This is a genomic window from Paracoccus versutus, assembly GCF_000763885.1.
Classification (GTDB): domain Bacteria; phylum Pseudomonadota; class Alphaproteobacteria; order Rhodobacterales; family Rhodobacteraceae; genus Paracoccus; species Paracoccus versutus.
Genome location: NZ_JRKO01000066.1, coordinates 1 through 24,939 on the forward strand (window position 1 = coordinate 1; position 24,939 = coordinate 24,939).

Consider the following 24,939-nt stretch of genomic DNA (forward strand, 5'->3'; position numbering starts at 1 on the left):
GCCCCCGGCCGACCCCGAAAGGCCCGCGGCGGGGGCCGGACCTTCCCCGCGGGGAAGGTCAATCCAGGCTCTCCAGCATCACCCGCACCGCCGCCTCCAGCTTGCGCCGGTCCACGGCCGAGAAGTCGCGCGGCAGCCGGATCTCCAGCCGCCCGTTCGAGGCGGTGCATTTGGCGCTGCCCTGCGGCCGCTGGATCTGGAAGCTGATGCGGGCCTTCCCCGCGGGGACGGTCGGCGTGGTGCTGCGCGGCGCGGCGGCCGGCGATTCCTCGTCGCCCGCCAGCCCGGCATAGCGGCGCAGCAGCTCCAGCTCGTCCTTGACCGAGCGCGAATCCCAGTTCTTCAGCTCGGCCCGGATCGCGGCCGCCGTGCCCGGCACCTCGTCCAGCCGTTGCGCCAGCGCCAGCCCCAGCGCGCGCGGGATGTCGGGCGCGTACAGCAAGGCATCGCCCAGGGCCTCGACCAGCCGGATGAAGCTGCGGATATAGCTGCGCTTCTGGTAGCCGGCGGATTTGAACAGGATCGCCACCGCCTTCTCGGGGTCGTTCTCCTCGGTCACGGGGTCCATGGCGTAATGCAGCGCCAGCTGCGCCATCTCGGCGAACGAGATGTCCTTGCGCACCATGTTCTCGTCGACCATGCGCCGGTATAGCCGCTCCAGCTCGTCGCCGCGCGCCGCGATGCCGGCCGGGATGCGGCCCCATTTCTCGACGTCGCCCGTCTCTTCCAGCAGCTGGCGATAGGCCGACAGCCGGCGCCAGCCCTGGATCAGCTCATAGCGGCCGTCCTCGGCCGGCTCGACCCGGATCGGGTTCGACAGGCCGATGTCGCGGATCGACTCGACCAGCTCGGTCAGTTCGTAATCCGGCCCGGCGGCGCGGTCGCGGATCAGCTTCTGCGCGTCGATGGCGTCCAGCGGGATCAGGTCGGTGATCAGCCCGGCGCGCTTCAGCCGCACATGTTCCTGCGCCAGCGCATCGTTCTCGGCGCGGATCTGCGCCTCCAGCCGCGCGCGGTCGCGGGTGGATTCGGCGGTCTCGGTGATGGCGGTGGCCATCGGGCCGCGGCGATGCTCCTTTTCCTCCTTCCCCGCGGGGAAGGTTTCCGGCACGGCCGCCGCGGGCTCGTCCGGCATCTCGATCTCGAACATGCGGCGCTTGCGGCTCATGCCTCGCCCTCCAGCTTGTCCCAGGCGGCGACGACATGGGACTTGAACTCCTCATAGGCCTGGTCGAAGGTCGCCCGCGCCCGCCGCCAGGTGCCGCGCGTCATCTCGCGATAGTCGATCTCGTAGATCGAGGACAGGAACCGGCCGGATTGCTCGACCGCGCGGGTCAGCTCGATCGGATGCTGGGCCATGTGCTGGCCGAAGACCTGCTGGAAGGCGCCGTACATCGCCTGGTGCAACTCGTTCGACGGCTCGTAGCGCGTCATCAGGAAGCGGATGTCGGCAAAGGCCTTGGGCAGCTTGATCTTCCCCGTGGGGAAGTTTTCGAAGCCATGCGACAGGTCTTCCAGCGCCTCGGACAGCTGGCCGATGAAGCTGGTGGTCGAGTCGTATTCCCAATAGCCGGGGCCCGAGGGGATATAGAGCATGTCGGCGGCAAAGACCGCGTTCATCGACTGGTAGCCGATGGCCGGCGGGCAGTCGAAGAGGATCAGGTCATAGGCATCGTCCGCCAGGCTGTCGAGAAAGCGCGACACCGCACCGAAGAAGGTCCATTCCGGGTTCAGGTGCCGGTATTGCGCGCTGGCGAACTCGACGAAGGCGGCGTTGGCGCAGCTCGGGATGATGTCGATGGTCGGCCAGGCGGTCGGCTTGATGAAGTCCGCCGGGCGCAGCATGCCCAGGCCCATGTCGCGGATCGAGGCCGGCAGCTTGCGCTGGGGCAGGGCAGTGCCGGATTCGGCGCCGCGGGCGGCGGCGTTCATGCGGTCGGTCTCGCGTTCCAGGTCGCGGGCCATGATGCCCCAGACGGTATGGTCCTCGCCCACGTCGGTCAGGCCCATGGAATGCGACAGCGTGGCCTGCGGGTCGAAGTCGACGACCAGCACCCGGTAGCCGTCCAGCGCCGCGGCATGGGCGAAGTGCAGCGCCACGGTCGACTTGCCGGCGCCGCCCTTGAAATTGGCGATGGCGGCGCGGAAGGCGCGCTTGCCCTCGGCCCGCCAGGGCATCAGCGTCTTGCGGTTGATGCGGATGCGGCGGCGCAGCTCGTTGATCTCGTCGAGCGAGAACCAGCGCTGGCGACCGTCCTCCTCGACTTCCCCGAGGGGAAGGTTCGGCTCGGCGGCGAGCTTGCCGCGGAAGGTGGACTGGTTGATGCGGAAGATCAGCTCGGCCACCTCCCAGCTGGAGAAGCGGCGCAGCGTCTTTTCATTGGCCGGGCTGAAGGTCTGGCGCCGGATCCAGCCCTGCATCTTCAAGGATTGCGCCTGCAGCTTGGCGAGGTCTTCGTGCGTATACATAGGATGCCTGTATTTCTAGGACGCAGATTTTCTTCCGTTTCGCTTTTACGCCGGATTTGCACATTTGGCAAAAGGCGTTTTAATGGAATGGCCAGGATGCGGAGATCGCGGGGTTTTCCTGCATCGCCCGGCGAATCGGCCGGCGAATCCCTGGGCCGCAAAACCCGGAACGCTAACGCGGAAATGGGGGACGGGTTGGCGCGTTGCATCCCGGATTGGGGGACAAAACGCCGCTATTGGGGGACGGCCAAGATGACCCCCTATACCGTTTGATACCGATTTTCTTTGATGATTTGGACGGGGAAACCGGGCCGGCGGGGAATCGCTTGACAGAATCGGATTTCAGGACGCAAATACGGAAGGGATGACGAAAAGCGTTTCAAACGGTGGCAAACCGACGCCGTCATCCCGGTCTTGCCCGACAGGCAGGACAAGGCGGGCAGATGGAAGGCAGCCGGGAATACCGGGGCGCAGGAGCAGACATGCAGGTGATCCGTGCCGTCGGCCGAGAGGCGGCGGCGAAGAAATACGACTTGCTCTCGGCCATGATGGCGCATGGGCTGGCCGGCGACAAGCATCGCCAGCGCCTGGTGCTGCGGCTGATGGCGCTGATCACCACCCGTTATAACTGGCAGCGCGACGAACTGACCATCGGCCAGCGCGAGATCGCGCGGCTGTGGTGCGTGGACGAGCGCACCGTCAAGCGCGAGATGGCCAAGCTGCGCGCCCTTGGCTGGATCGAGATCAAGCAGCAGGGCGCGCGCGGCCGGGTGTCGGTCCTGAGCCTGAACCTTGAGCGTATCCTGTTGGATACAAAGGCGGAATGGCCGAACATCGGCCCGGATTTCGTCGAGCGTGTCGGCGGCCGCCGGGCCGAGCCGGCCAATAATGTCGTGCCGCTGCACCGGCCCGAGCCGATGCCGGCCGAGGGGCTGTGGGCCGAGGCGCGCGCCCGGCTGGCCGAGGAGGATCCGGCGCTGTTCGACGCCTGGTTCGCCGGGCTGATGGAGGCCGAGCGCAACGAGACCTGCCTGACGCTGTTCGCGCCCAGCCGCTTTCATGCCAATTACGTCCAGACCCATCTGCTGGAGCGGCTGCGCATCGCCGTGCAGCGCTGCGACGGGCGCGTCGGCAAGCTGCGCATCCTGGGCCCCTGAGCGCCGCGGGCGCTGTAAGCGGGCTGTCAGCCCGGTCCTGCTATTGCGGTGGCACGGAACGCAAATGCAGGAGAAAGAATCATGCGTCTTGTTGCCTTGATCCCGGCCATTCTGGCCCTGGCGACCCCGGCCGTCGCCTATGACCGCTGCCATGTGCCGCACGATCAGCGGCGTCCGGCCAACGAATTGCGGGCCGACCTGGCCGCCAAGGGCTGGACCGTCCGCAAGATCGAGATGGAGGACGGCTGCTACGAGGTCCACGGCCAGGACCGCACCGGCCTGTCGGTCGAAGTCCTGTTCGATCCGGCCAGTTTCCAGGAAAGGGGACGGGACGATTGAGCGGGCAGGGCGCCCTTTTGCCCAGCGAAGGGGCGCCCGCCCAGCCAGAGAGCGATTGTTCCTGAAATAATAGATAATATATACGGATTAACAAAGCGGCCCTGCCGGTTTTATAGATATCTCCACATGAGGCTCAGGGAGGTATCCATGCCCCAGCAATCGCGCCGCGCCGCCGAGATCTATCGCCAGCCGCTGATGGAACTGCTGTTCCAGGCCCAGACCGTGCATCGGGCGCATTTCGACCCGAATGTCGTGCAATGCTCCAAGCTCTTGTCGATCAAGACCGGCGGCTGCCCCGAGGATTGCGCCTATTGCTCGCAATCGGCGCGCAACGGCTCGGACCTGCCGGCCTCGAAGCTGATGGAGGTGCAGCGGGTGCTGGCCGAGGCCCGGCGCGCCAAGGAGGCCGGGGCCACGCGCTATTGCATGGGCGCGGCCTGGCGTTCGCCCAAGGAACGCGACATGCCGGCGGTGCTGGCGATGATCCGCGGCGTCAAGGCGCTGGGGATGGAGACCTGCATGACGCTGGGCATGTTGGACGCGGACCAGGCGCTGCGGCTGAAGGACGCGGGGCTGGACTATTACAACCACAATATCGACACCTCGGAGCGCTATTATTCCGAGATCATCACCACGCGGACCTTCCAGGACCGGATCGAGACGCTGGAGCGGGTGCAGGCGGCCGGCATCAACGTCTGCGCCGGCGGCATCGTCGGCATGGGCGAGACCGAGGAGGACCGCATCTCCATGCTGGAGACGCTGGCCGGGCTGGAGGTGCCGCCGCAATCGGTGCCGATCAACATGCTGATGCCGATGGCGGGCACGCCGCTGGCGGATGTGCCCAAGCTCGACCCGATCGAGATGGTGCGCACCATCGCCACGGCGCGCATCCTGATGCCGACATCCCATGTGCGGCTGTCGGCCGGGCGGTCCGAGATGAGCGACGAGATGCAGGCGATGTGCTTCTTTGCCGGGGCCAATTCGATCTTCGTCGGCGACACGCTGCTGACCGCCGGCAATCCCGGCGAGGACAAGGATGCGCGGCTGTTCGCGAGGCTCGGGCTGCGGGCCGAGGTGCTGGACGCGTCGCAGGAAGGCTGCGCGGCATGAGCTTTGCGCGGCATCGGGCGGCGCTGGACGCGCTGGCGCGGCGCGGGCGGCTGCGGCGGGTGGCGCCGGCCGCGGGGCTGGACTTCGCCTCGAACGACTACCTGGGGCTGGCGGGGTCGGAACTGCTGGCCGGGGCGGCGCGGGATGCGCTGGCGCGCGGCGTGGCGCTGGGGGCAGGGGGGTCGCGGCTTTTGCGCGGCAACCACGGCGAGCATGAGGCGCTGGAGGCCGAGGCGGCGGCTTTCTTTGGCGCCGAGGCGTGCCTTTACATGGGCGGCGGCTTCCAGGCCAACCAGGCGATCTTTTCGGCGCTGCCGATGCAGGGCGACCTGGTGCTGCACGATGCGCTGGTCCATGCCAGCGCGCATGAGGGGATGCGGCTGGGCCGGGCGGAATGCCGCGGCTTTGCCCATAACGATGCCGCGGATGCGGCGCGGGTCGTCGCGGAATGGCGCGCGGGCGGCGGGCGCGGCCGGGTCTGGATCGCGGTCGAAAGCGTCTATTCGATGGAGGGCGACCTGGCGCCCTTGCCGGCGCTGGCGGCGCTGGCCGCGCGCGAGGATGCGGTGCTGGTGGTCGACGAGGCGCATGCGACCGGCGTCTTTGGCCCGCAGGGCAGGGGGCTGGGGCATGGGCTGGGCTGCGCGCTGGTGACGCTGCATACCGGGGGCAAGGGGCTGGGCGCCTCGGGCGCGCTGGTCTGCGCCGACCGGGTGCTGGTCGAGGTGCTGGTGAACCGGGCGCGGCCCTTCGTCTATGCCACCGCGCCCTCGCCCTTGTCGGCGGCGGTGCTGCGCGCGGCTTTGCGGGCGCTGGCGGATGATCCGGCGCTGGTCGCGGGCGCGCGGGCGCGCATGGCGCAGGCGCGCGATGCGGCGCGGGGCTGCGGCATCGCGGCGCAGAGCCAGATCGTTCCGGTGATCGTCGGCGACGACCATCGGGCGCTGGCGCTGGCCGCGGCCTTGCAGGCGCAGGGCTTCGACGTCCGCGCGGTGCGGCCGCCGACGGTGCCCAGGGGGACGGCGCGGCTGCGCCTGTCCGTCACCGGCAATGTCGGGGCGGTCGAGATCGCGGCGCTGTTTGCGGCGCTGGAGGCGGCATGGGTGCGGTGATCGTGGCGGGCACCGATACCGGCATCGGCAAGACGGTCTTCAGCGCCGGGCTGACCCGCGCGCTGGGGGCGAGCTATTGGAAGCCGGTGCAGGCCGGGCTGGAGGAGGAGACCGACAGCGAGACCGTCGCGCGGCTGTCCGGCCGGCCGGTGCTGGCCGAGGTCTATCGGCTGCGGCTGCCGGCCTCGCCGCATCTGGCGGCCGAGCGCGAGGGGGTCGAGATCGATCCGGCGCGGCTGGCGCTGCCGCAGGTGGCCGGCCCGCTGGTGGTCGAGGGCGCGGGCGGGCTGATGGTGCCGCTGACCCGGCGGCTGCTTTACCTGCAGGTCATCTCCGGCTGGCGCGCGCCGGTGGTGCTGTGCTGCCGCACCGCCTTGGGCACGATCAACCATGCGCTGCTGTCGCTGGTGGCGCTGCGGGCCGCGGGCTGCCGGGTGGCGGGCGTGGCCTTCATCGGCGAGGAGGCCGAGGACAGCCGCCGGGTGATCCGCGAGATCGGCGCGGTGCGCGACCTGGGCCGGTTGCCGCTGCTGGAGACGGTGACGGCCGGGACGCTGGAGGCGGGTTTCGCCGGCATCGACGTCGATGCGATCCGCGAGGTGCTGTGATGCGGGATTTCGACCGGCGGCACCTGTGGCATCCCTATGGCTCGATGCGCGAGCCGGGGCCGGTGCATGAGGTCGCGGCCGCCGAGGGGGTGTGGCTCACGCTGGCGGACGGGGCGCGGATGATCGACGCCATGTCCTCCTGGTGGGCGGCGGCGCATGGGCATCGCCATCCGCGGCTGGTCGCGGCGATGCAGGCGCAGCTGGCCCGGCTGCCGCATGTCATGTTCGGCGGGTTGACGCATGGGCCGGCCGTCGGGCTGGCGCGGCGGCTGGTCGGGATGCTGCCCGCGGGGCTGGACCGCATCTTCTATTCCGACAGCGGCTCGGTCGCGGTCGAGGTGGCGCTGAAGATGGCGGTGCAGGCGCAGCTTGGGCTGGGGCAGGCGGGGCGGGTGGCTTTCGCCTCGGCCCGCGGCGGCTATTACGGCGATACCTGGAAGGCGATGAGCCTGTGCGACCCCGAGACCGGCATGCACAGCCATTTCGGCGCCGCCTTGCAGGTGCAGCATTTCGTGCCGCGCCCGCCCATCCCCTTCGGCGCGGAATGGACGGACGATCCGGCGCGGAACGGGCTGGGGGCGGTCGAGGCGCTGCTTGCGGAAAAAGCGCATGAAATCGCCGGGTTCATCATCGAGCCGGTGGTGCAGGGCGCGGGGGGCATGTGGTTCTATCACCCGCGCTGGCTGGCCGGGGTTCGGGCGCTGTGCGACCGGCATGGCGTGCTGCTGATCCTGGACGAGATCGCCACCGGCTTCGGCCGCACCGGCAGGCTATTCGCCATGGAACGCGCCGGGGTGGTGCCGGACATCCTGTGCCTGGGCAAGGCGCTGACCGGCGGCATGATGAGCTTTGCCGCCACCGTCGCCTCCGGCCGGGTGGCCGAGGCGATCTCGGACGGGCCGGCGCCGGTCCTGATGCACGGGCCGACCTTCATGGGCAATCCGCTGGCCTGCGCCGTGGCCTGCGCAAGCCTGGACCTGCTGGCCGAGGGCGCCTGGCAGGGGCAGGTCGCGGGGATCGAGGCGGGGTTGGCGCAGGGCCTTGCCCCGGCGCGCGGCCTGCCCGGCGTGCGCGACGTGCGGGTGCTGGGCGCCATCGGCGTGATCGAGCTGCGCGAGGCCCTGGACATGGCGCGCGTGCATGGCTTTTGCCGCGAAAGCGGGGTCTGGCTGCGGCCCTTCGGGCGGCTGCTTTACTGCATGCCGCCCTTTGTCGCCCGGCCCGAGGAGGTGGCGCGCATCTGCGCCGCCATGGTCGAGATCGCGGGCTGGCCCGCGGACCGGCCATGAGGGCGGAATGGCTGCGCCGCGAGGGCGCGTCCGAGCTGATCGTGGTGCTGACCGGCTGGGCGGCCGGGGCGGCGCCGTTCCGGCACCTGGCCGGGGCGGCGGATGTGCTGGTGCTGTCGGATTACCGCGACCTGGCCCTGCCGGATTGGCCGCGGGGATACGCGGCGGTGGACCTGGTCGCCTGGTCCTTTGGCGTGGCGGCGGCCTGCCGGCTGCCGGGCCTGGCCGGCTTTCGCCGCAAGGTCGCGGCCTGCGGTTCCTGGGCGCCCTGCGACGACGACCTGGGCATCCCGCGCGAGACGGTGCGGGCCACGGCGGCGAACCTGTCCGAGGTCTCGCTGCGGCAATTCGGCCGGCGGGCCGGTTGCGCCGTCGCCGCGGGCGCCGATCCCGCCGCGCTGCGCGACGAGTTGCAGGCGGTGATGGGCTGGGACGCCGGGCAGGTGCCGGGTTTCGACCGCATCTGGCTGGGCGCGGCCGACCGCATCTTTCCGCTGAAGAACCTGATCCGCGCCTGGCAGGGCTGGCCGGTCGAGACGCGGGTGCTGGAGTGCGGGCACAATCCCTTTGCGCAATGGCGCGACTGGGCCGAGGTGCTGGCATGAGCGCGCTGGCCGGGCGGGTGGCGCGGTCATTCGCGCGCGGCATGGCGACCTATGACGGCGCGACGCTGGCGCAGCGGCGGATCGCGGCGCGGCTGTTCGCGGCCTATCGCCGGGCCGCGCCGGGGCACCGGCCGGCGCGGGTGCTGGAGGCGGGCCATGGCTCGGGCCACCTGACGCGGCACCTGCTGGGGCTGCGGCCGGCGCGGCTGTGGCTCAATGACCTGGCCGCGCCGGAACTGCCGGGGGTGGCGGCGGAATACCGGCCGGGCGACATCGCCGAGGTGGCGCTGCCGGGGGCGGTGGACCTGGCCGCCTCGGCCTCGATGATCCAATGGGTCGCCGATCCGGCGCGGGTCGTGGGCCGGCTGTGCGATACGGTGGCGCCGGGGGGCTGGCTGGCGCTTTCGGGCTTTGCGCCGGGGCATTTTCCCGAGCTGCGGGCGCTGGGCAGCCGGGCGGCGGCGCCGTCATACCTGAGCGGGGCGCAGATGGCGGCGCTGCTGCCGGCGGGCTGGGGGGTCCGGGGCGCGGGGGAATGGCGGATCGTGCTGCATTTCCCCGGTGCGCTGGAGGTCTTGCGCCACCTGCGCGCCACCGGGGTCAACGGCTGCGCCGGGCATATCCGGTCGCCGGGCGCGCTGCGCGACTTCATGGCGCGCTACGAGGCATTGCACGGGGGCGCGCGGGGCGTCGCGCTGACCTATGTCGCCAGCTGGCTGGTGGCCGAGCGGCACGGCTAGCCGTGGATGGCGAAGGCGTCGCGCTTGTCGCTGGCCGGGGGCGCCGGGCGGCGGCCGATCCAGCGCACATGGCGCGCCAGCGTGGCGCAGGCGGCGTCCACGTCGCCCTTGCGCAGCGCGGCCAGGATGGCGCGGTGGTCGTGGTCGGTCCGCGTCTCCCAGTTCGACTGCCAGGCGGCGAAGAGAAAGCGGGCGCTGGCGGCGTGCAGGTCGTCGATGGCGGCCAGCAGCCGCGGCATGGCGCAGGGGGTCAGGATCAGCTTGTGGAAGCGGCGGTTCGCCGCCTCCCACGAGCGCACGTCGCGCGAGGCGTCGCCGGCCTTGGTCGCCTCTTCCGCCGCATGCAGGATGGCCGGGGTCAGGTGCGGCGCGGCATGGCGCAGCGCCAGTTCCTCGAGCGCGGCGCGCATCTCGGCCACCTCCTTGACCTCGGGCAGGTCGAAGGCGGCGACGCGGACGCCGCGGCGCGGCTCGCTGATCGCCAGGCCCTGGGCTTCGAGGCGGCGGAAGGCTTCGCGGACGGGGACGTGGCTGGCGCCGAATTCCTCGGCGATGCGGTCCTGGCGCAGGCGCTCGCCGGGCCCGATCTCGCCCGCCACGATGCGGTCGGCCAGCACGCGGCTGATGCGGACCGCCAGGGTTTCTTCTGATCCCGCGCTCATGGCGCCATGGATAAGGCGGGCGGCGGGGATTGTCGATAAGGCTTCGGCGCCCCGAGGTTCAGCGCAGCGGCCAGCGCGCCAGCGGCACGTGCCGGCCCAGGCCCTGCAGGCTGTCGATCAGCGTAAGCTGGTCCACCCGCCAATGCACCGGCGGGACCGCGATGCCCTGCGGCGGCAGGGGCTTGCCATAGGCCAGCGTCACATGCGGCGTGACCCGGTGCTTGGGTACGCCCAGCCCGGCGCCGGCCAGCCGCTGCCACAGCGTCTGGCACAGCGCGTCGGGGGCGGGGTTTTCCTGCCGGCCGACCAGCACCAGCGGCCGGTCGCGGCGGCGCGGCGGGCCGAAGGTGGTCAGCTGGTCCAGCACCAGGTCGAAGGCGGGAAAATCCAGCCCCTCCAGCGGGCGGCCAAGCGCCTCGGCCATCCACGGCTGGAGCTGCGGGGTGCGGATCACCGGCAGGATGGTCATGTGCAGCGTCGCACGGCGAAAGCGGTCGCGGCGCTGGGCAAGCTGCCAGGCGGCCTCGATCCGCGCCACCACCTCGGGCGGCGGGATGGCGACGAAAAGCAGGAAATGCTCGCGCGGCGTTTCCTGCGGCATTTCCTGCGCTTGCGGGGCGTCGGGCATCGCGGCCTCCCATCGGTGCCGCAATGCTAGGGCAAATCGGCGCGGCGGTCAGCCCGCGATCAGGATGACATGCAGGAAGCCGGGGCCATGGGCGCCGCGGACATAGCTGCCCTCGATGTCGGTGGTGCCGCTGGGGCCGGTGATCAGGATGGCGTTGCGCGGGATCGCCTGGGCGGCAAGGCGGGCGGCATAGTCCTCAAGGTAGGGCAAGAGCGTCGCCTCGCGCAGCAGCACGACATGGTGCAGCGGCAGGAAGGACAGCAGGATCGGGTTCTGCGGTCCCGAATGGATGACCAGAGAGCCGCTTTCGGCGATGCCGTAAAGCGCCAGGCCAAGCGCCGCGGGCTCGTCCGCGGCGACGGCCGGATGCGGGGCGAGGCCCTGCCAGTCCAGCGCCGCCAGTTCCGGCACCGGCTGCATGGCGAAGCGGGGCGGCAGGCCATGCGCGTCCAGATAGCGGGCCATGGCCCGCGGCACCTCGGCCAGCGTGGCGATGCAGTCGATGGTGGTGCCGAGCGCGGCGGCCTTCAGCGCGAAGGCCTCGGGCAGTTCCGGCGCGGCAAGGCGCGGGCGGGCGGCGTCGGGATCCTCAAGCAGGGCGGCGGCCTCGGCCGCGATCCGCTCGGGCGGCTTGCCAGGGCCGAGGGTGGCGCGGATGGCCGAAAGGATGCGGTCGCGGGCGGTCATTTGCGGGCCTTCTGCTGGGCGCGGTATTGGTCCATGAAGCTGCGGGCCGCCGGGCGCGGCAGGTCGCGGTGGTCGGTCCAGCCCCCGGCCAGCGGCAGGCGCGAAATCCAGCCGCCCTTGCCGAACAGCCGCAGCGCAGGCAGCCCGATGCGGGTCGCCAGGCGATAAAGCCGCGGCCGGCGGGCAAGTTGCGCCCAAAGCCCGATGCCGGCGCGCACCGGGCCGGGCTCCAGCCCCTCGCGCCAGCTGCGGCGGCGCCAGGCGCGCAAGAGCGTGGGGATCGGGATGCCGACCGGGCAGACCTCGGCGCAGCGGCCGTTCATGGTGCAGGCGTTGGGCAGGTCGCGAGAGGCCGCCAGCCCGTCCAGCACCGGCGTCAGCACCGAGCCCATCGGGCCGGGATAGGTGCCGCCATAGGCATGCCCGCCGATCTGGCGATAGACCACGCAATGGTTCATGCAGGCGCCGCAGCGGATGCAGCGCAGCATCTCGCGGAACTCGTCGGCCAGCATCTTCGTGCGGCCGTTGTCGACCAGGACGATATGCATCTCCTCGGGCCCGTCGGCATCGCCGGGGCGCTTCGGGCCGGCGTGGAAGGTGGTGTATTGCGTCATCTCGCCGCCCGTCGCCGAACGGACCAGCAGGCGCAGCAGCGCAAGGGCATGCGCGGTCGAGGGCACCAGCTTCTCGATCCCCGCGGTGACGATATGGATGCGCGGGGGCGTGGTGGTCAGCTCGGCATTGCCCTCGTTGGTGACGGTGCAGGTGGCGCCGGTATCGGCGACCAGGAAATTCGCCCCGGATATGCCGATGTCGGCCGACAGGAATTTCTCGCGCAGGACGCGGCGGGCGCTTTGCACCATGGTCGCCGGGTCTTCGGCGGCGGGCGGCGGCTGGTGGCCGGTCTTGAAGAGTTCCGCCACCTGCTCGCGGGTGCGGTGCATGGCGGGCCAGATGATATGCGAGGGGGCCTCGCCCGCCAGCTGGATGATATGCTCGGCCAGGTCGGTCTCGACCCGCTCGATGCCGGCATCGGCCAGGGCATGGGGCAGGCCGATCTCCTCGCCCAGCATGGATTTGGCGCGCGTCACCAGCCTCGCGTCGGCGGCCAGGCAGATGCGGGTGACGATGGCGCGGGCCTCGGCATCGTCGCCGGCCCAGTGGACCTGCGCGCCGCGGGCGGTGGCGTTCCGCTCGAACATCTCCAGATAATGGCCCAGATGGGCGATGACATGATCCTTGATCGCCTGGCCGCGGGCGCGGGCGGCCTCGAATTCGGGGAATGCGGCCAGGGCCGCGGCGCGCTTTCGCTCGGCATTGCCGGTGGTGCGGTCGATGGCGGTCTTCAGCACCGGGTCGGCCAGGGCCGCCGCGGCGCGAGCCTTGAACGGGGCCTTGAACGGGGCCTTGAAGGGCGCGTTCATGGCGCGTCCTCGCCGATGGCGGGGCCCTGGGCGCGGCCGGCCAGCACCTCGACGGTGTGGAAGCAGCGGGTCTTGGCGCCGCGGCGATGCAGCTTGCCGGCCATGTTCATCAGGCAGCCCAGGTCGCCGGCCAGCAGGATGTCGGCGCCGGTGGATTCGACCGCCTCGGCCTTTTCGGTGACGATGGCGTTCGAGATGGCGGAATATTTCACGCAGAAGGTGCCGCCGAAGCCGCAGCAGGCGTCGTTGCCGGGCAGGCCGCGCATCTCCAGCCCCTCGACCTGGGTCAGCAGCGCGCGCGGCTGCGCGGCGACGCCCAGCTCGCGCAGGCCCGAGCAGCTGTCGTGATAGGTGGCGGAGGCATCGCACCTCCGCCCCCGTGGCATGAAGCCCATGACATCGTGGAGGAAACTGGTGATCTCATGGGTCTTCGCCGCCATGGCGCGGGCGCGGGCGGCCCAGTCCGGGTCGCCCGCCAGAAGTTCCGGGTAGCCATGCACCATGGTCGCCGCGCAGGAGCCCGAGGGCAGGACGACATGGTCGTAGCCCTCGAAGGCGGCGATGGTCTGGCGGGCCAGATGCGCCGCGTCGCGGTCGTCGCCGCTGTTCAGCGCCGGCTGGCCGCAGCAGGTCTGGGCCTGCGGCACCTCGACCACGCAGCCCGCTTCCTCAAGAAGCTGGAGGGCCGCGAAGCCGATCTGCGGGCGGATGGCGTCGACAAGGCAGGTCACGAACAGACCGACTGTCGGTTTTGGCTCTCCGGTCATGGTTTCCCCCTAGTTGGCGACGGTGTCGGGACGGGGGCCGCGGTTGCGCGACATGAAGAACAGCACCGCACCCGCCCAGATCGCGGCGGCGACCCACCACATGGGGTTGCCGGTCAGCAGCGCAAAGCCGATCAGCCCGCCCTGCACGACGTAATAGGCCATTGGGATCAGGGTCTGGCGGATGATCGCGCCCTCGCGGTCGGTCAGCCCGACGGTGGCCGAGGCGGCGACGACGTTATGGACGCAGATCATGTTGCCGGCGGCCCCGCCGATGGCTTGCAGCGCCACCACGGTGCCCGCGCCCGCAGCCCCCAGGCCGATCTGTTCGGCGGTCGAGAACTGGAAGAGCGAGAACATCATGTTGCTGACCGTGTTCGAGCCGGCGACGAAGGCGCCCATGGCCCCGATCAGCGGCGCGAACATCGGCCAGGCATCCCCCACCACCGACGAGACGCCCTGCGCCAGGACGATGGGCATGCTGGCATAGCTGTCCGAGGCCGAGTTCAGGAACACCTGCACCATCGGCACCGCCAGCAGCAGCGCCGGGGCGGCGGCGATCATGGTCGTGCCCGAAGCCTTGAGCGCCCGGCCGTAGTCGCGCCCCGACATGCCGTGCAGCACGAAGGTAAAGAGCGAGGCCAGGATCAGGATCGTGCCGGGCAGGAACAGCACCTGCACCGAGGCGTTGATGCCCGAGCCGAACAGGTCGCGGAAGGCGATCGTCATCTCGGGCGAGGTGAGCCATGCCTTGATCGGCGCGATCGAGCGGGTGATGACAAGCAGGGCCACGACGAAGACATAGGGCGCCCAGGCCTTGACCAGCGGCATCACCGGCTTGTGGGCATTGTGGTCCTCGAGATCGTCGAGCTTGCCGACCCAGTTGTCGTTCCAGTCGCGGCGCGGCGGGAAGTCGAAGCTTTCCCTGGGGATCAGGAAGCCGCGTTTCGCCGCCGGCACCACGATCATGAGCCCGACGATGCCGCCCAGGAGCGAGGGGAATTCCGGTCCCAGCGTCGCGGCGATGAGGTAGTAGGGCACGGTGAAGGCGAGGCCCGCGAACAGTGCGAACTTCCAGATGCGGAAGCCTTCGGCAAAGGAGCGGTTGGCGCCGAAGAAGCGCGTGAGCATTCCGACCAGGATCAGCGGGATCAGGAAGCCGATCAGCCCGTGGATGGTGGCGACCTTGACCGCGATCTCCAGCAGGTAGTCGCCGAAGGCCATGGGCGCGATGGTCGCCTCGACGATCTGCTGGTCGGCAAGGCCGGTGCGCACGCCGACCAGGATCGGCGTCCCGACCGCGCCGAACGACACCGGCGTGCTCTGGATGATCAGCGTGACCATGACGGCGGCCATGGCGGGAAAGCCGATGGCGACCAGCAGCGGCGCGGCGATGGCCGCCGGCGTGCCGAAGCCCGAGGCGCCCTCGATCAGCGAGCCGAAGAGCCAGGCGATGATGATCGCCTGCACCCTCCGGTCGGGCGAGATCGAGGTGAAGCCGGCCCGGATCGAGCGGATGCCGCCGCTTTCCTCGAGCGTGTAGAGCATCAGGATGGCGCCGAAGACGATATAGAGCAGGCTGACCGCGGTCACGGCGCCGTTGACGGTGGCGCCCAGGACCTTGTTGAGCTCGGTGCCCCAGATCAGCAGGGCGGTGGCGGCGGTGACGAGATAGGCCACCAGCATCGAGAACTTCGCCGATTTCGCCAGCACCACCAGCAGCACGAAGACCGTGGCGATGGGCAGCAGGGCCAGGATGAATGTGATTAGTCCAGCCATCTTTCCTCCTCAGATGGGGCGGGCGGTTCCGCCGTTGCGGGTGCGCAGTCCTGCGCGGTCGTCTTGGATGGCGCCGGCGTCAATGCCAATGCGCGCATTTCGAGGTCTGGCCGATGCCGGGGTTCAGGCTGTTGGTCGGGTCCAGCTGCCGGTAGAAGCCGGCCAGCTCCGGCTTGGCGTGGTAAAGATGGCCGACGTTATGCTCGGCCGGGTATTCGGCGCCGCGCCGGTCCAGCAGGCGCCACATCTCGTGTTCCACGGCCAGGCAGTCCTGGCCCTTTTTCACCACATAGTCCTGGTGGAAGACGTGGCAGAAGAAATGGCCGTAATAGAGCTTCTTCTCGATCTTCGCGTCCAGGTCGGGCGGCAGGCGCTCGACCCAATCGCGGTCGTTGCGGCGCAGCGCGATGTCCAGCGCCACGATGTCCTGCACCTCGCGCGCGTGGATGGCGCGGTAGCGCACGGCGGCGCCGGCCACGGCGAAGCGGTGCAGGAAGGCGGCCTTGCCCTCGTCCGCGGTGCATTCGAACATGTCGCCCCGGGCCGAGGGGAAGATGCCGGTCAGGTAGTCGCGCGCCTCGGCGATGCCCGCCCCGCCCATGCGCAGAAGCAGGTGGTGTTCGTAGCGGTCGCGGAAGTCGTTCATGCGCTTGGGCAGGTGCTGGGGGGCGAGGGATGCCACCCCCTGCGCCAGCCGGTCCGAAAGCGTCGCGCCCAGGCCCAGCCGCTCGGTCAGCGCGTCCATGCGCGCCTTGGCGGCGAAGAAGGCGGGCATGCGGTCGGTGCCGGCATGGCGGATGAACAGGAAGGTGTCCTTGCCGTATTTCGCCGCCACGTCATAGGCTTCGCGGTGGATGTATTCGCCGGCGATGGGCAGGCTCTGGAAATGCGCCAGGATATGGCGGCGGATCCCGGTCAGTTCGTCGGGGTCGTTGCTGCCGACATAGAAGACCGCCGTGTCCTTTTCGGCCTGGAACGTGTCCAGCCGCACGGCGAAGACGGCGAGCTTGCCGGCGCAGCCCGACGCCTCGTGCAGCCGGCGCGGGTCGGCGTTGAAGCGGGCGGGGGTCTCGGCCTCGATGTCGCGGACGTGGTCGGCATATTCGCGGTCCGAGGCCCAGGCGTCGGTGGGCGCGGGCGCGGGCAGCTTGCCCGCCTCGACGCGGGCGAGGATTTCCTCGGGGTCGTCGCCGAGGTCGAGGCCCAGGTGGTTGACCAGCGCGACCGAGCCGTCGGCGCGGACCTCGGCGTAAAGGCTCATCTCGGTATAGGCGGGGCCGCGCTGGATCAGTGCGCCGCCGGAATTGTTGCAGATGCCGCCCAGGACCGAGGCGCCGATGCAGGATGAGCCGATCACGGAATGCGGCTCGCGTCCCAGGGGGCGCAGGTGCTTTTCCAGGCTGTCGAGTGTCGCGCCGGGCAGGCAGACCGCCTGTTCGCCCGCGCCGAGCAGGTGGATGCCGCGCAGGCGCATGACCGAGACCAGCACGATCTCGCGGTCGTAGTCATCGCCCCAAGGGGTCGAGCCGCCGGTCAGCCCGGTATTCGCGGCCTGCAGGATCACCGCGCGCCCCGAGGCGACGGCGGCGTTCAGCACCCGCCACATCTGCACCAGAGAGCCGGGGCGGACCACCGCGGCCACCGGCCCCTCGCCATAGCGGAAGCCGCGGGTGTAGCGGCGCGTCGTGCGGGGCGCGGTCAGCACATGCCCCCGCCCGACGATGGCGCGCAGGCGGTCCAGCAGGTCCGCACGGTCTGCCGTCATGGCTTTCCCCCCTCCCTTGATGCAATCGACCCGGCGCTGCACGGCACCGGCTGATCAGATTGCTTTACCTTCCCTTCTTTCTTGGTAAAATAATTTTACCGCTTGGGTCAAGTGGGAAATCCATTGCGCCCGACCCGGCGCTGCGGCTAATCTGCAGGACCGGATGTCGCCGCCTAACCCACTGAATTTCTGGCGGTTGCCCAGAGGAGTCGGAGATGGCCAGCGAAGTGAACAAGGGCGCCCCCGCTGCGGAGACCACCGCGCGCCATATCGAGGATCTGATTCTCGAAGGTTCGCTGCGCCCCGGCGATCCGCTGCTGGCCGAGCGCGAGATGGCGCTGCGGCTGAACGTGTCGCGCCCGACGCTGCGCCAGGGCATCCGCATGCTGGAGGACAAGGGCCTGATCGTCGCCGATCCGGGCGGCGGGCGGCGGGTGGCGCCGCTGGCCACCTCGATCACCGATCCGCTGGTCGAGCTGATGGCCTCGCGTCCCGAGGTGGTGGACGACTATCTGGAGCTGCGCGCCACGCTGGAGGGCATGGCGGCCAGCCTGGCGGCCACGCGGGCCAACGACGTGGACCGCGCGACCCTGACCCGCTGCATGGAGCGCATCCACCAGGCCCATGCCGAGGCCGATTTCCGCGAGGAGGCCGAGGCGGACGTGGACCTGCATGTCGCCGTCTACGAGGCCAGCCACAACATCGTGCTGTTGCAGATCATGCGGGCGCTGTCGGGGATGCTGCGCAAGGGCGTGTTCCACAACCGCGAAAAGCTGTATGCCCGGCCCGAGGTGCGCGACGTGCTGCGCGCCCAGCACCGCGCCATCCATGACGCGATCATGGCCCGCGACGCGCCGGCGGCGGCGCGGGCGGCGCAGGACCACATGATCTATACCAAGCGCGTGCGCGCCGAGATCATCGCCGCCGAGGCGCGGCTGGAAATCTCGCTGCGGCGGATCGAGGGCGGCAGCCTGACCTCGCGGAACTGAACGGCTTTGCCGGTTCCGGCATCTGTGCCATCATGATTCCCGGAAAACTCAGGGAAATCGCGCATGGACAGGATGGACAGGCTGGCCGCGCGGATCGACGGCCTCGAAGGCCGGGTGATCGCGCATCGCCGCACCTTTCAGAAGCTGCTGGAGCTTTCGCCCGAGAGCGTGCAGGCCGAGATGCTGCAATGGCTGGAGGATCGCGAGGTGATGCTGGACGGCCAGGAAGACCCCGGCGTCGTGTCCGGCCCCGAGGCGGCGCTGGAGCTGGCGCTGTCGGACGAAATGCGGCTGCTGCACGATCTTGCCACCGCGGCGCGGCACCGGCGCGAAACGTCTTAACTTTTCACCCGGCATCTGTTATCGCTAACGGCCACGAAAACCGACGGATGCCTGGCCGCCCCCCGAATCTGCGGGCGGCAGGACCAGGCCCTAGCCGTCCCACGACCCTTTCGCTGGAGGAGCCCCTTTCATGAATCCTGTCGAGCCCGTTCACAGCACGGTCGTGCTGTTGCTGATCGCCCTGGCGGCGGTTCTAGTGCTGCTGGTCCTGATCATGCGGTTCCGGCTGCATGCCTTTGTCTCGCTGGTCCTGGTCAGCCTGATGACCGCGATGGTCGCGGGCGTTCCCATGGCCGATGTCATCGCGGTGCTGATGCAGGGCTTCGGCTCGACCCTGGCCACGGTGGCGCTGCTGGTGGGTTTCGGCGCCATGATCGGGCGCCTGCTGGAGATCACCGGCGGCGCGCAGGTGCTGGCGGACCGGCTGATCGGCCAGTTCGGCGCCGAGCGCGCGCCCTTTGCGCTGGGCGTGGCCTCGCTGCTGTTCGGCTTTCCGATCTTCTTCGACGCCGGGCTGGTGGTGATGCTGCCGATCATCTTCAGCGTGGCTTACCGCTTTGGCGGTTCGGTGCTGCTTTACGCGCTGCCGGCGGCCGGGGCCTTTGCGGCCATGCATGCGCTGTTGCCGCCGCATCCGGGGCCGGTGGCGGCGGGCGACCTGCTGGGCGCGGACATCGGGCTTTTGGTGGTGGTCGGGCTGGTGGTGGCGCTGCCGACCTGGTTCTTCGGCAGCTACCTGTTCGGGCTCTGGGCCGGGCGGCGCTTCGTGCTGCCGATCCCCGAGATCCTGGGCGCGGTCGAGGCCGAGGGCCATGACCGCATCCCGCCCAGCTTCGGCACGGTGATGCTGGTGCTGCTGCTGCCGCTGGCGCTGATCTTCCTGAACACCGGGCTGGGCACGCTGGCGACCATGGGCGTCGTCGATGCCGGCGCGGGCTGGGTCACGGTGCTGCGGCTGATCGGCCAGACGCCCATCGCGCTGCTGATCACCGTGCTGGTGGCCATGGCGCTGCTGGGCCGCGGCCGCAGCGCGACCGAGATCGAGCGCATCATGGACGGCGCGCTGGCGCCGATCTGCGCCATCATCCTGGTCACGGGCGCCGGCGGCATGTTCGGCGGCGTGCTGCGCGCCAGCGGCATCGGCGAGGCGCTGGCTTCCAGCCTCGACGCGGTGGGCATGCCGCTGATCGTGGCGGCCTTCGTCATCTCGATGGCGCTGCGGGTGGCGCAGGGCTCGGCCACGGTGGCCCTGACCACCACCGCCGGGCTGATCGCGCCGACGGTGGCGGCGACCACCGGGCTGAGCGAGTTCGACCGCTGCTTCCTGGTGGTGGCCATCGCCGGCGGCGCGACCGTGCTGAGCCATTTCAACGATTCCGGCTTCTGGCTGGTCGGGCGGTTCCTCGACATGGACGAAAAGACCACGCTGAAGACCTGGACGGTGATGGAGACGCTGCTGGGCACCATCGCCTTCGGCTTCGCCCTGATCGGCTGGTGGCTGCTGTGAGCGGCGCGGTGCAGCATATCGTGGTCATGGGCGTCTCGGGCTGCGGCAAGAGCACCACGGGCGAGGCGCTGGCCGCGCATCTGGGCTGGCCCTTCGTCGAGGGCGACAGCTTCCACCCCGAGGCCAATGTGGCCAAGATGCGCGCGGGCATCCCGCTGGACGACGACGACCGCGCGCCCTGGCTGCGGGCGCTGGCCGCCGAGATCGGCCGCAACGAGGCGCTGGGGCAGTCCTCGGTCATCGGCTGTTCCTCGTTGAAGCGGGCCTATCGCGACATCCTGCGCGAGGGCGCGCCGCGGGTGCGCTTTCTGCACGTGCATGGCTCGCGCGCGCTTCTGGAAAGCCGGCTGTCGCATCGCGAGGGGCATTTCTTCCCGGCCAAGCTGCTGGATTCGCAGCTGGCCACGCTGGAGCCGCTGGCGGCGGACGAGGACGGCGTGGTGGTCGACATGGCCCTGTCGGTCGAGGACCAGGTCCGGCAGGCGCTGCGCCAAATGGGGCTGGAGGGCTAGCAGGCTGCTGAAAAAGTCCTTGCGACAGGACAGCGCGGGCGGGAACCGGGAAATCCGCCTCAAACTTGCCGAAAACACCCCATTTCGGGCCGATATCAACTGGATCCAGAACGATTTCCGCTGCGCCGCCCTCTCGAAATCCTTTTTCAGCAGCCTGCCAGGGCCGCGCCGGGCTGGCGCGGTGGTCAGCGGTCATCGACTGGGGCCTGGCGGAAGGCGGCATGGGCCGCCAGCGCGCGGGCCCGGCCCTGGGCCAGCCTCTCGGGCGTGGCGCGGTCCTGCCAGGTGCGGGGCACGTCCCAGCCGGGCGGCAGGCTGTCGAAATAGGCCCGCGCCTCCTCGCCCTCGGCGCCCTGCCAGCCCAGCAGCCAGCGCCGGCGATAGCGGCCCTGCGGGTCGAATTGCGCGGCCTGCCGTTCGGGGTTGAAGATGCGGAAGAAGGGCGCCGCATCCGGGCCGCAGCCCGCCACCCATTGCCAGTTCATCGCATTCGCGGCCGGATCCCAGTCGGTCAGGCTGTCGGCGAAATGCGCCAGCCCCAGCCGCCAGTCGGTCAGCAGGTGCTTGGTCAGCCAGCTGGCCGCCACCATGCGCACCCGGTTGTGCATCCGCCCGGTCACGCGCATCTCGCGCAGCCCGGCATCGACCAGCGCGATGCCGGTTTCGGCCCGGCGCCAGCGGGTCAGCGCGGCGCTGTCGCCGCGCCAGGGGAAATCCGCCCATTCCGGCCGCCAGGGCTGGCGTGCCAGCCGGGGAAACTCGATCAGCAGGTGCCAGGCGAATTCGCGCCAGATCAGCTCGGTCAGGAAGGCCGCGATGCCGGGGCTGGCGGCGGGATCGGCCTTGGCGCGGGCCGAGGCGATGGCCCAGAGGTCGCGTGGGCCGATCTCGCCCATGGCCAGATGCTCGGACAGGCCCGAGGTCGCCTGCAGGTCGGGGCGGTCGCGCTGCGCGGCGTAACCCGCGGCGCGGTCCAGGAAATCGCCAAGCCGGGCCTGCGCCGCGGCCTCGCCCGCGGGCAGGGCGTGGCGCTCCAGCACCGCGCGGCCGCGATGCAGGTCCGGGGCCAGGTCCAGCCGGTCGAGCGCCAGCCCCCGCGGCAGGTCGGTCAGCGGTGAAAGGCTCGCCGCTTCGCCGCCGGGCCGGTCGGGGCCGATGGCGCGCAGGGCGCGGGCGAAGGGGGTAAAGACGCGATAGGCGCCGCCCGAGCCGGTGCGCAGGGCGCGGGGATGCACAAGCAGATGGCCCGGATGCAGCACCAGCCGCACCGGCGTGCCGGCCAGCGCCCGGCCCAGCCGCTGCTGCGCGGCGATGGTCGCGGGTTCGGGCCAGTCGTTCCTGTGCAGCGACCCCGCGCCGATGCGGGCGGCCAGGGCGGGCAGGATGTCCCAGGGCTCGCCTTCCAGCACCAGCACGGTCGCGCCGTGGCGGCGGCGCAGTTCGGCATCGAAGGCCAGCAGGGCGCGCTGCAACCGCCAGCGGCTGGCCGCGCCCTGCGCCCGCAAGGCGCCGTCGATCAGGAAGACCGGCAGCACCGGCCCCGCGCCCGCGGCGGCGGCCAGGGCGGCATTGTCCCGGAAACGGAAGTCGCGGCAAAGCCACAGGATGCTGGGCGGCATGGGCGGGGTCCGGCTGGATGCTCGCCGGCCAGTCATCAGGGTTTCGCAGGCCGGCGCAAGCCCCGCCGGCGAGACCGGTCGGTGGGGCCGGTTCGGCGGGGCAAGGCCGCCCCCGCCCCGCCGCCTTGCGGCAGGACCGGGGGCTTGGCGGGTCTATTCCGGCAGGATGCGCACCGCGCCCTTGTCGGCCGAGGCTGCGAATTGCGCATAGACCCTGAGCGCGGCCGAGACCTGGCGCTGGCGCGGCTGCGCCGGTTTCCAGCCCCTGGCGTCCTGTTCGGCGCGGCGGGCGGCCAGCTCGTCCTCGGGCACGGCCAGGCGGATCGAGCGGTTGGGGATGTCGATCTCGATCCGGTCGCCGTCGCGGACCAGGCCGATGGTGCCGCCGGCCGCCGCCTCGGGGCTGACATGGCCGATGGAAAGCCCCGAGGTGCCGCCCGAGAAGCGGCCGTCGGTGATCAGCGCGCAGGCCTTGCCCAGCCCTTTCGATTTCAGGTAGCTGGTCGGATACAGCATTTCCTGCATGCCCGGCCCGCCCTTGGGGCCTTCGTAGCGGATGACGACCACGTCGCCGGCCTCGACCTTGCCGGTCAGGATGCCGGAGACGGCGGCGTCCTGGCTTTCATAGACCTTGGCCCGGCCGGAAAACACCAGGATCGATTCGTCCACGCCGGCGGTCTTCACGATGCAGCCGTCCAGCGCGATATTGCCCTTGAGCACCGCCAGCCCGCCGTCCTTGGAGAACGGCGCCTTGGCCGAGCGGATCACGCCCTTTTCGCGGTCGAGGTCCAGGTCCGGCCAGAGCGTCGCCTGGCTGAAGGCCACCTGCGTCGGCACGCCGCCCGGCGCGGCCAGGAACAGTTCGCGCGCCTGCGGGTCGTTGCTGCGGGCGATGTCCCATTGGTCGATGGCGGCGCCGATGGTGGGGGCGTGGACGGTCGGGCAGTCGCGGTCGATCAGCCCGGCGCGGTCGAGTTCCCCAAGGATCGCCATGATGCCGCCGGCGCGATGCACGTCCTCCATATGGACATTGGCGGTGTTCGGCGCGACCTTGCACAGGCACGGCACCTTGCGCGACAGCGCGTCGATGTCGTCCATGGTGAAATCCACCCCGCCTTCCTGGGCGATGGCCAGCAGGTGCAGCACGGTATTGGTCGAGCCGCCCATGGCGATGTCGAGCGACATGGCGTTCAGGAACGCGGCCTTGCTGGCGATGGCGCGGGGCAGGACGCTGGCGTCGTCCTGTTCGTAATGGCGGCGCGTCACCTCGACGATGCGGCGGCCGGCCTCCAGGAACAGGGTCTTGCGCAAGGCATGCGTGGCCAGGGTCGAGCCGTTGCCGGGCAGCGACAGGCCGAGCGCCTCGCTGAGGCAGTTCATGGAATTGGCGGTGAACATGCCCGAGCAGGAGCCGCAGGTCGGGCAGGCGGCTTCCTCGATGGCGGCCAGGTCGGCGTCCGAGACCTTGTCGTCGGCGGCGGCGACCATGGCGTCCACCAGGTCCAGCGAGACCTTGCGCCCGTCGCCCAGCGTGACCTTGCCCGCCTCCATCGGCCCGCCGGAGACGAAGATCGCCGGGATGTTCAGCCGCATCGCCGCCATCAGCATGCCGGGGGTGATCTTGTCGCAGTTCGAGATGCAGACCATGGCGTCGGCGCAATGGGCGTTGACCATGTATTCCACCGAATCGGCGATGAGTTCGCGCGAGGGCAGGGAATAAAGCATGCCGTCATGGCCCATGGCGATGCCGTCGTCGACCGCGATGGTGTTGAATTCCTTGGCGATGCCGCCGGCCGCCTCGACCTCGCGGGCGACCATCTGGCCCAGGTCCTTCAGATGCACATGGCCCGGCACGAACTGGGTGAAGCTGTTCACGATGGCGATGATCGGCTTGCCGAAATCGCTGTTCTTCACCCCGGTCGCGCGCCAGAGGCCGCGGGCCCCCGCCATGTTGCGGCCGTGGGTGGTGGTGCGGGAACGATATGCGGGCATGGCTGGGTTCTCTGTCGTCTGATTGTCCGTGCTGAGCGGCCAGTATCACGAAGGAATTGGCGAGGTTATCCCTTATCACGCTTTGCGCCGGGCGATACCCCCGATTTCGCGGGGCGACCCGGGGCATCAGCCGCCCGGCCAGCCGGCCCATGGGCAGAAGCGTCCCGACATGGCGCGGCGGCGGGACGGTGGCCGGGGCCGAGGGGGCTGCGCATCGCCGCAACCAGCCCCGCGCGGGTCCGCCTTGCCGGAATCGTCGCGGTCATCGCCTGCCTTCGCTGCGCCCCGTCCTGGGCGGTTCCGGCCGGGTTCCGGCATGAAACCGCCATCGGGCGGAAGGCGCATCTTTCCTCAGGCGCCCGGGATGGCGCGCAGCCGGTGCCGCCGCAGGGCGGGCCGCGTCATTCCAGCCACAGATCGCGCAGGAGCGATTGCGCCAGATGATCCACCGAGCCGCCGTCGAGCCGCACGCATCGCTCGTGGCCCGCATAGGACACCCGGATGGTGTCGCCCGTGACCTCGTATTCGCCGGAGACGAGCGCCCCCTTGCGCCCGGTAAGAGTGACTGTGCCTTTCATTGTCCCTGTTCCTTTCCTCCTTCCATACCAGCAGTTTGGGCGCGGAAGCCGAGTCTGGGAAGTTCGCCTTTGGGACAGGTGCCGCGACTGTGTGCCTGCTGCAACAGTCGCGGCAAAGGCGCAAAACGGGGGAATCTCACCCTTTTTCGAGTGCTGTTACGGGTTCGAGCTTTGCGGCGTTGACGGCTGGGAGGTAGCCGAAGATCAGGCCGATGCCGCAGGCGCTGGCCAGGGCGGCGACCATGGAGAGGGGCGAATAGAC

24 protein-coding genes are annotated in these 24,939 nt (G+C 70.3%); 12 read left to right on the forward strand and 12 right to left on the reverse strand.

What is annotated here, in order from left to right; all coding sequences use genetic code 11:
* Positions 1–58: 58 nt before the first annotated feature.
* Positions 59–1,168, reverse strand: a complete 1,110-nt coding sequence (locus tag IT40_RS22320; RefSeq protein WP_036759866.1) for a ParB/RepB/Spo0J family partition protein — start codon at positions 1,166–1,168, stop codon at positions 59–61.
* Positions 1,165–2,469 carry an AAA family ATPase gene (locus IT40_RS22325; RefSeq protein WP_036759868.1) on the reverse strand — a complete coding sequence of 435 codons (1,305 nt, stop codon included), beginning with the start codon at positions 2,467–2,469 and terminating at the stop codon, positions 1,165–1,167. Before IT40_RS22325 ends, IT40_RS22320 begins: the two co-directional genes overlap by 4 nt.
* Before the next feature lie 482 nt (positions 2,470–2,951).
* Here IT40_RS22325 and IT40_RS22330 point away from each other — a divergent pair, with 482 nt between their 5' ends.
* From IT40_RS22330 to IT40_RS22365, 8 genes are all read left to right on the forward strand, one after another.
* A complete protein-coding gene (locus IT40_RS22330) occupies positions 2,952–3,626 on the forward strand; it encodes a DnaA N-terminal domain-containing protein (RefSeq protein WP_036759869.1) in 675 nt (224 codons plus the stop codon).
* A gap of 81 nt (positions 3,627–3,707) precedes the next feature.
* Positions 3,708–3,965, forward strand: coding sequence for a PepSY domain-containing protein (locus tag IT40_RS22335; protein ID WP_036759870.1), 258 nt, complete (start codon positions 3,708–3,710; stop codon positions 3,963–3,965).
* Positions 3,966–4,112: 147 nt separating this feature from the next.
* Positions 4,113–5,075 (forward strand): biotin synthase BioB, encoded by a 963-nt coding sequence (bioB, locus tag IT40_RS22340; protein WP_036759872.1) that lies wholly within the window; start codon positions 4,113–4,115, stop codon positions 5,073–5,075.
* Positions 5,072–6,187: an aminotransferase class I/II-fold pyridoxal phosphate-dependent enzyme gene (locus tag IT40_RS22345; protein WP_036759874.1), complete on the forward strand. Its 1,116-nt coding sequence runs from the start codon at positions 5,072–5,074 to the stop codon at positions 6,185–6,187. The genes bioB and IT40_RS22345 overlap by 4 nt, the downstream gene beginning before the upstream one ends.
* Positions 6,175–6,795 (forward strand): dethiobiotin synthase, encoded by a 621-nt coding sequence (bioD, locus tag IT40_RS22350; RefSeq protein WP_036759877.1) that lies wholly within the window; start codon positions 6,175–6,177, stop codon positions 6,793–6,795. The genes IT40_RS22345 and bioD overlap by 13 nt, the downstream gene beginning before the upstream one ends.
* On the forward strand, positions 6,795–8,084 hold the full coding sequence (bioA, locus tag IT40_RS22355; protein ID WP_036759879.1) for an adenosylmethionine--8-amino-7-oxononanoate transaminase: 1,290 nt from the start codon (positions 6,795–6,797) through the stop codon (positions 8,082–8,084). Before bioD ends, bioA begins: the two co-directional genes overlap by 1 nt.
* Positions 8,081–8,689 carry a pimeloyl-ACP methyl esterase BioG family protein gene (locus IT40_RS22360; RefSeq protein ID WP_036759881.1) on the forward strand — a complete coding sequence of 203 codons (609 nt, stop codon included), beginning with the start codon at positions 8,081–8,083 and terminating at the stop codon, positions 8,687–8,689. The genes bioA and IT40_RS22360 overlap by 4 nt, the downstream gene beginning before the upstream one ends.
* The gene (locus tag IT40_RS22365; RefSeq protein ID WP_036759882.1) at positions 8,686–9,429 is read left to right on the forward strand and encodes a methyltransferase domain-containing protein; all 744 of its coding nucleotides are present in this window, start codon (positions 8,686–8,688) and stop codon (positions 9,427–9,429) included. Before IT40_RS22360 ends, IT40_RS22365 begins: the two co-directional genes overlap by 4 nt.
* On the opposite strand, the gene IT40_RS22370 is transcribed toward IT40_RS22365, so the two are convergent.
* The 7 genes from IT40_RS22370 to dld form a co-directional block, all read right to left on the reverse strand.
* Positions 9,426–10,091 carry a GntR family transcriptional regulator gene (locus tag IT40_RS22370; protein ID WP_036759884.1) on the reverse strand — a complete coding sequence of 222 codons (666 nt, stop codon included), beginning with the start codon at positions 10,089–10,091 and terminating at the stop codon, positions 9,426–9,428. The two genes, IT40_RS22365 and IT40_RS22370, sit on opposite strands and share 4 nt — an antisense overlap.
* Positions 10,092–10,149: 58 nt before the next feature.
* Positions 10,150–10,719, reverse strand: a complete 570-nt coding sequence (locus IT40_RS22375) for a 2'-5' RNA ligase family protein (RefSeq protein WP_036759886.1) — start codon at positions 10,717–10,719, stop codon at positions 10,150–10,152.
* A gap of 48 nt (positions 10,720–10,767) precedes the next feature.
* Positions 10,768–11,406, reverse strand: coding sequence for a LutC/YkgG family protein (locus IT40_RS22380; protein ID WP_036759887.1), 639 nt, complete (start codon positions 11,404–11,406; stop codon positions 10,768–10,770).
* Positions 11,403–12,830, reverse strand: a complete 1,428-nt coding sequence (locus IT40_RS22385) for a lactate utilization protein B (protein WP_036759889.1) — start codon at positions 12,828–12,830, stop codon at positions 11,403–11,405. The genes IT40_RS22380 and IT40_RS22385 overlap by 4 nt, the downstream gene beginning before the upstream one ends.
* The gene (locus IT40_RS22390; RefSeq protein WP_036759892.1) at positions 12,827–13,597 is read right to left on the reverse strand and encodes a (Fe-S)-binding protein; all 771 of its coding nucleotides are present in this window, start codon (positions 13,595–13,597) and stop codon (positions 12,827–12,829) included. Before IT40_RS22390 ends, IT40_RS22385 begins: the two co-directional genes overlap by 4 nt.
* Before the next feature lie 9 nt (positions 13,598–13,606).
* On the reverse strand, positions 13,607–15,373 hold the full coding sequence (locus IT40_RS22395; RefSeq protein ID WP_036759893.1) for an L-lactate permease: 1,767 nt from the start codon (positions 15,371–15,373) through the stop codon (positions 13,607–13,609).
* Between the two features lie 79 nt (positions 15,374–15,452).
* Complete coding sequence (dld, locus tag IT40_RS22400) at positions 15,453–17,138, reverse strand: D-lactate dehydrogenase (RefSeq protein WP_036759895.1); 1,686 nt, start codon at positions 17,136–17,138, stop codon at positions 15,453–15,455.
* Positions 17,139–17,353: 215 nt separating this feature from the next.
* On the opposite strand from dld, the gene IT40_RS22405 reads away from it, so the two are divergent.
* The 4 genes from IT40_RS22405 to IT40_RS22420 all read left to right on the forward strand — a co-directional run bounded on the left by IT40_RS22405 (position 17,354) and on the right by IT40_RS22420 (position 20,488).
* A complete protein-coding gene (locus tag IT40_RS22405; protein ID WP_036759897.1) occupies positions 17,354–18,127 on the forward strand; it encodes an FCD domain-containing protein in 774 nt (257 codons plus the stop codon).
* A 63-nt stretch (positions 18,128–18,190) separates the two neighbouring features.
* Positions 18,191–18,469, forward strand: coding sequence for a hypothetical protein (locus tag IT40_RS22410; RefSeq protein ID WP_036759899.1), 279 nt, complete (start codon positions 18,191–18,193; stop codon positions 18,467–18,469).
* Positions 18,470–18,599: 130 nt separating this feature from the next.
* Positions 18,600–19,976: a GntP family permease gene (locus tag IT40_RS22415; protein WP_036759901.1), complete on the forward strand. Its 1,377-nt coding sequence runs from the start codon at positions 18,600–18,602 to the stop codon at positions 19,974–19,976.
* Entirely contained in the window at positions 19,973–20,488 is a 516-nt protein-coding gene (locus tag IT40_RS22420) for a gluconokinase (protein WP_243700169.1), read from the forward strand. Before IT40_RS22415 ends, IT40_RS22420 begins: the two co-directional genes overlap by 4 nt.
* A 185-nt stretch (positions 20,489–20,673) precedes the next feature.
* On the opposite strand, the gene IT40_RS22425 is transcribed toward IT40_RS22420, so the two are convergent.
* The 3 genes from IT40_RS22425 to IT40_RS29355 form a co-directional block, all read right to left on the reverse strand.
* The gene (locus IT40_RS22425; protein ID WP_036759903.1) at positions 20,674–22,107 is read right to left on the reverse strand and encodes a cryptochrome/photolyase family protein; all 1,434 of its coding nucleotides are present in this window, start codon (positions 22,105–22,107) and stop codon (positions 20,674–20,676) included.
* A gap of 153 nt (positions 22,108–22,260) precedes the next feature.
* A complete protein-coding gene (ilvD, locus tag IT40_RS22430; protein ID WP_036759905.1) occupies positions 22,261–24,099 on the reverse strand; it encodes a dihydroxy-acid dehydratase in 1,839 nt (612 codons plus the stop codon).
* Between the two features lie 401 nt (positions 24,100–24,500).
* Positions 24,501–24,677 (reverse strand): hypothetical protein, encoded by a 177-nt coding sequence (locus tag IT40_RS29355; protein WP_166435372.1) that lies wholly within the window; start codon positions 24,675–24,677, stop codon positions 24,501–24,503.
* Positions 24,678–24,939: the final 262 nt, after the last annotated feature.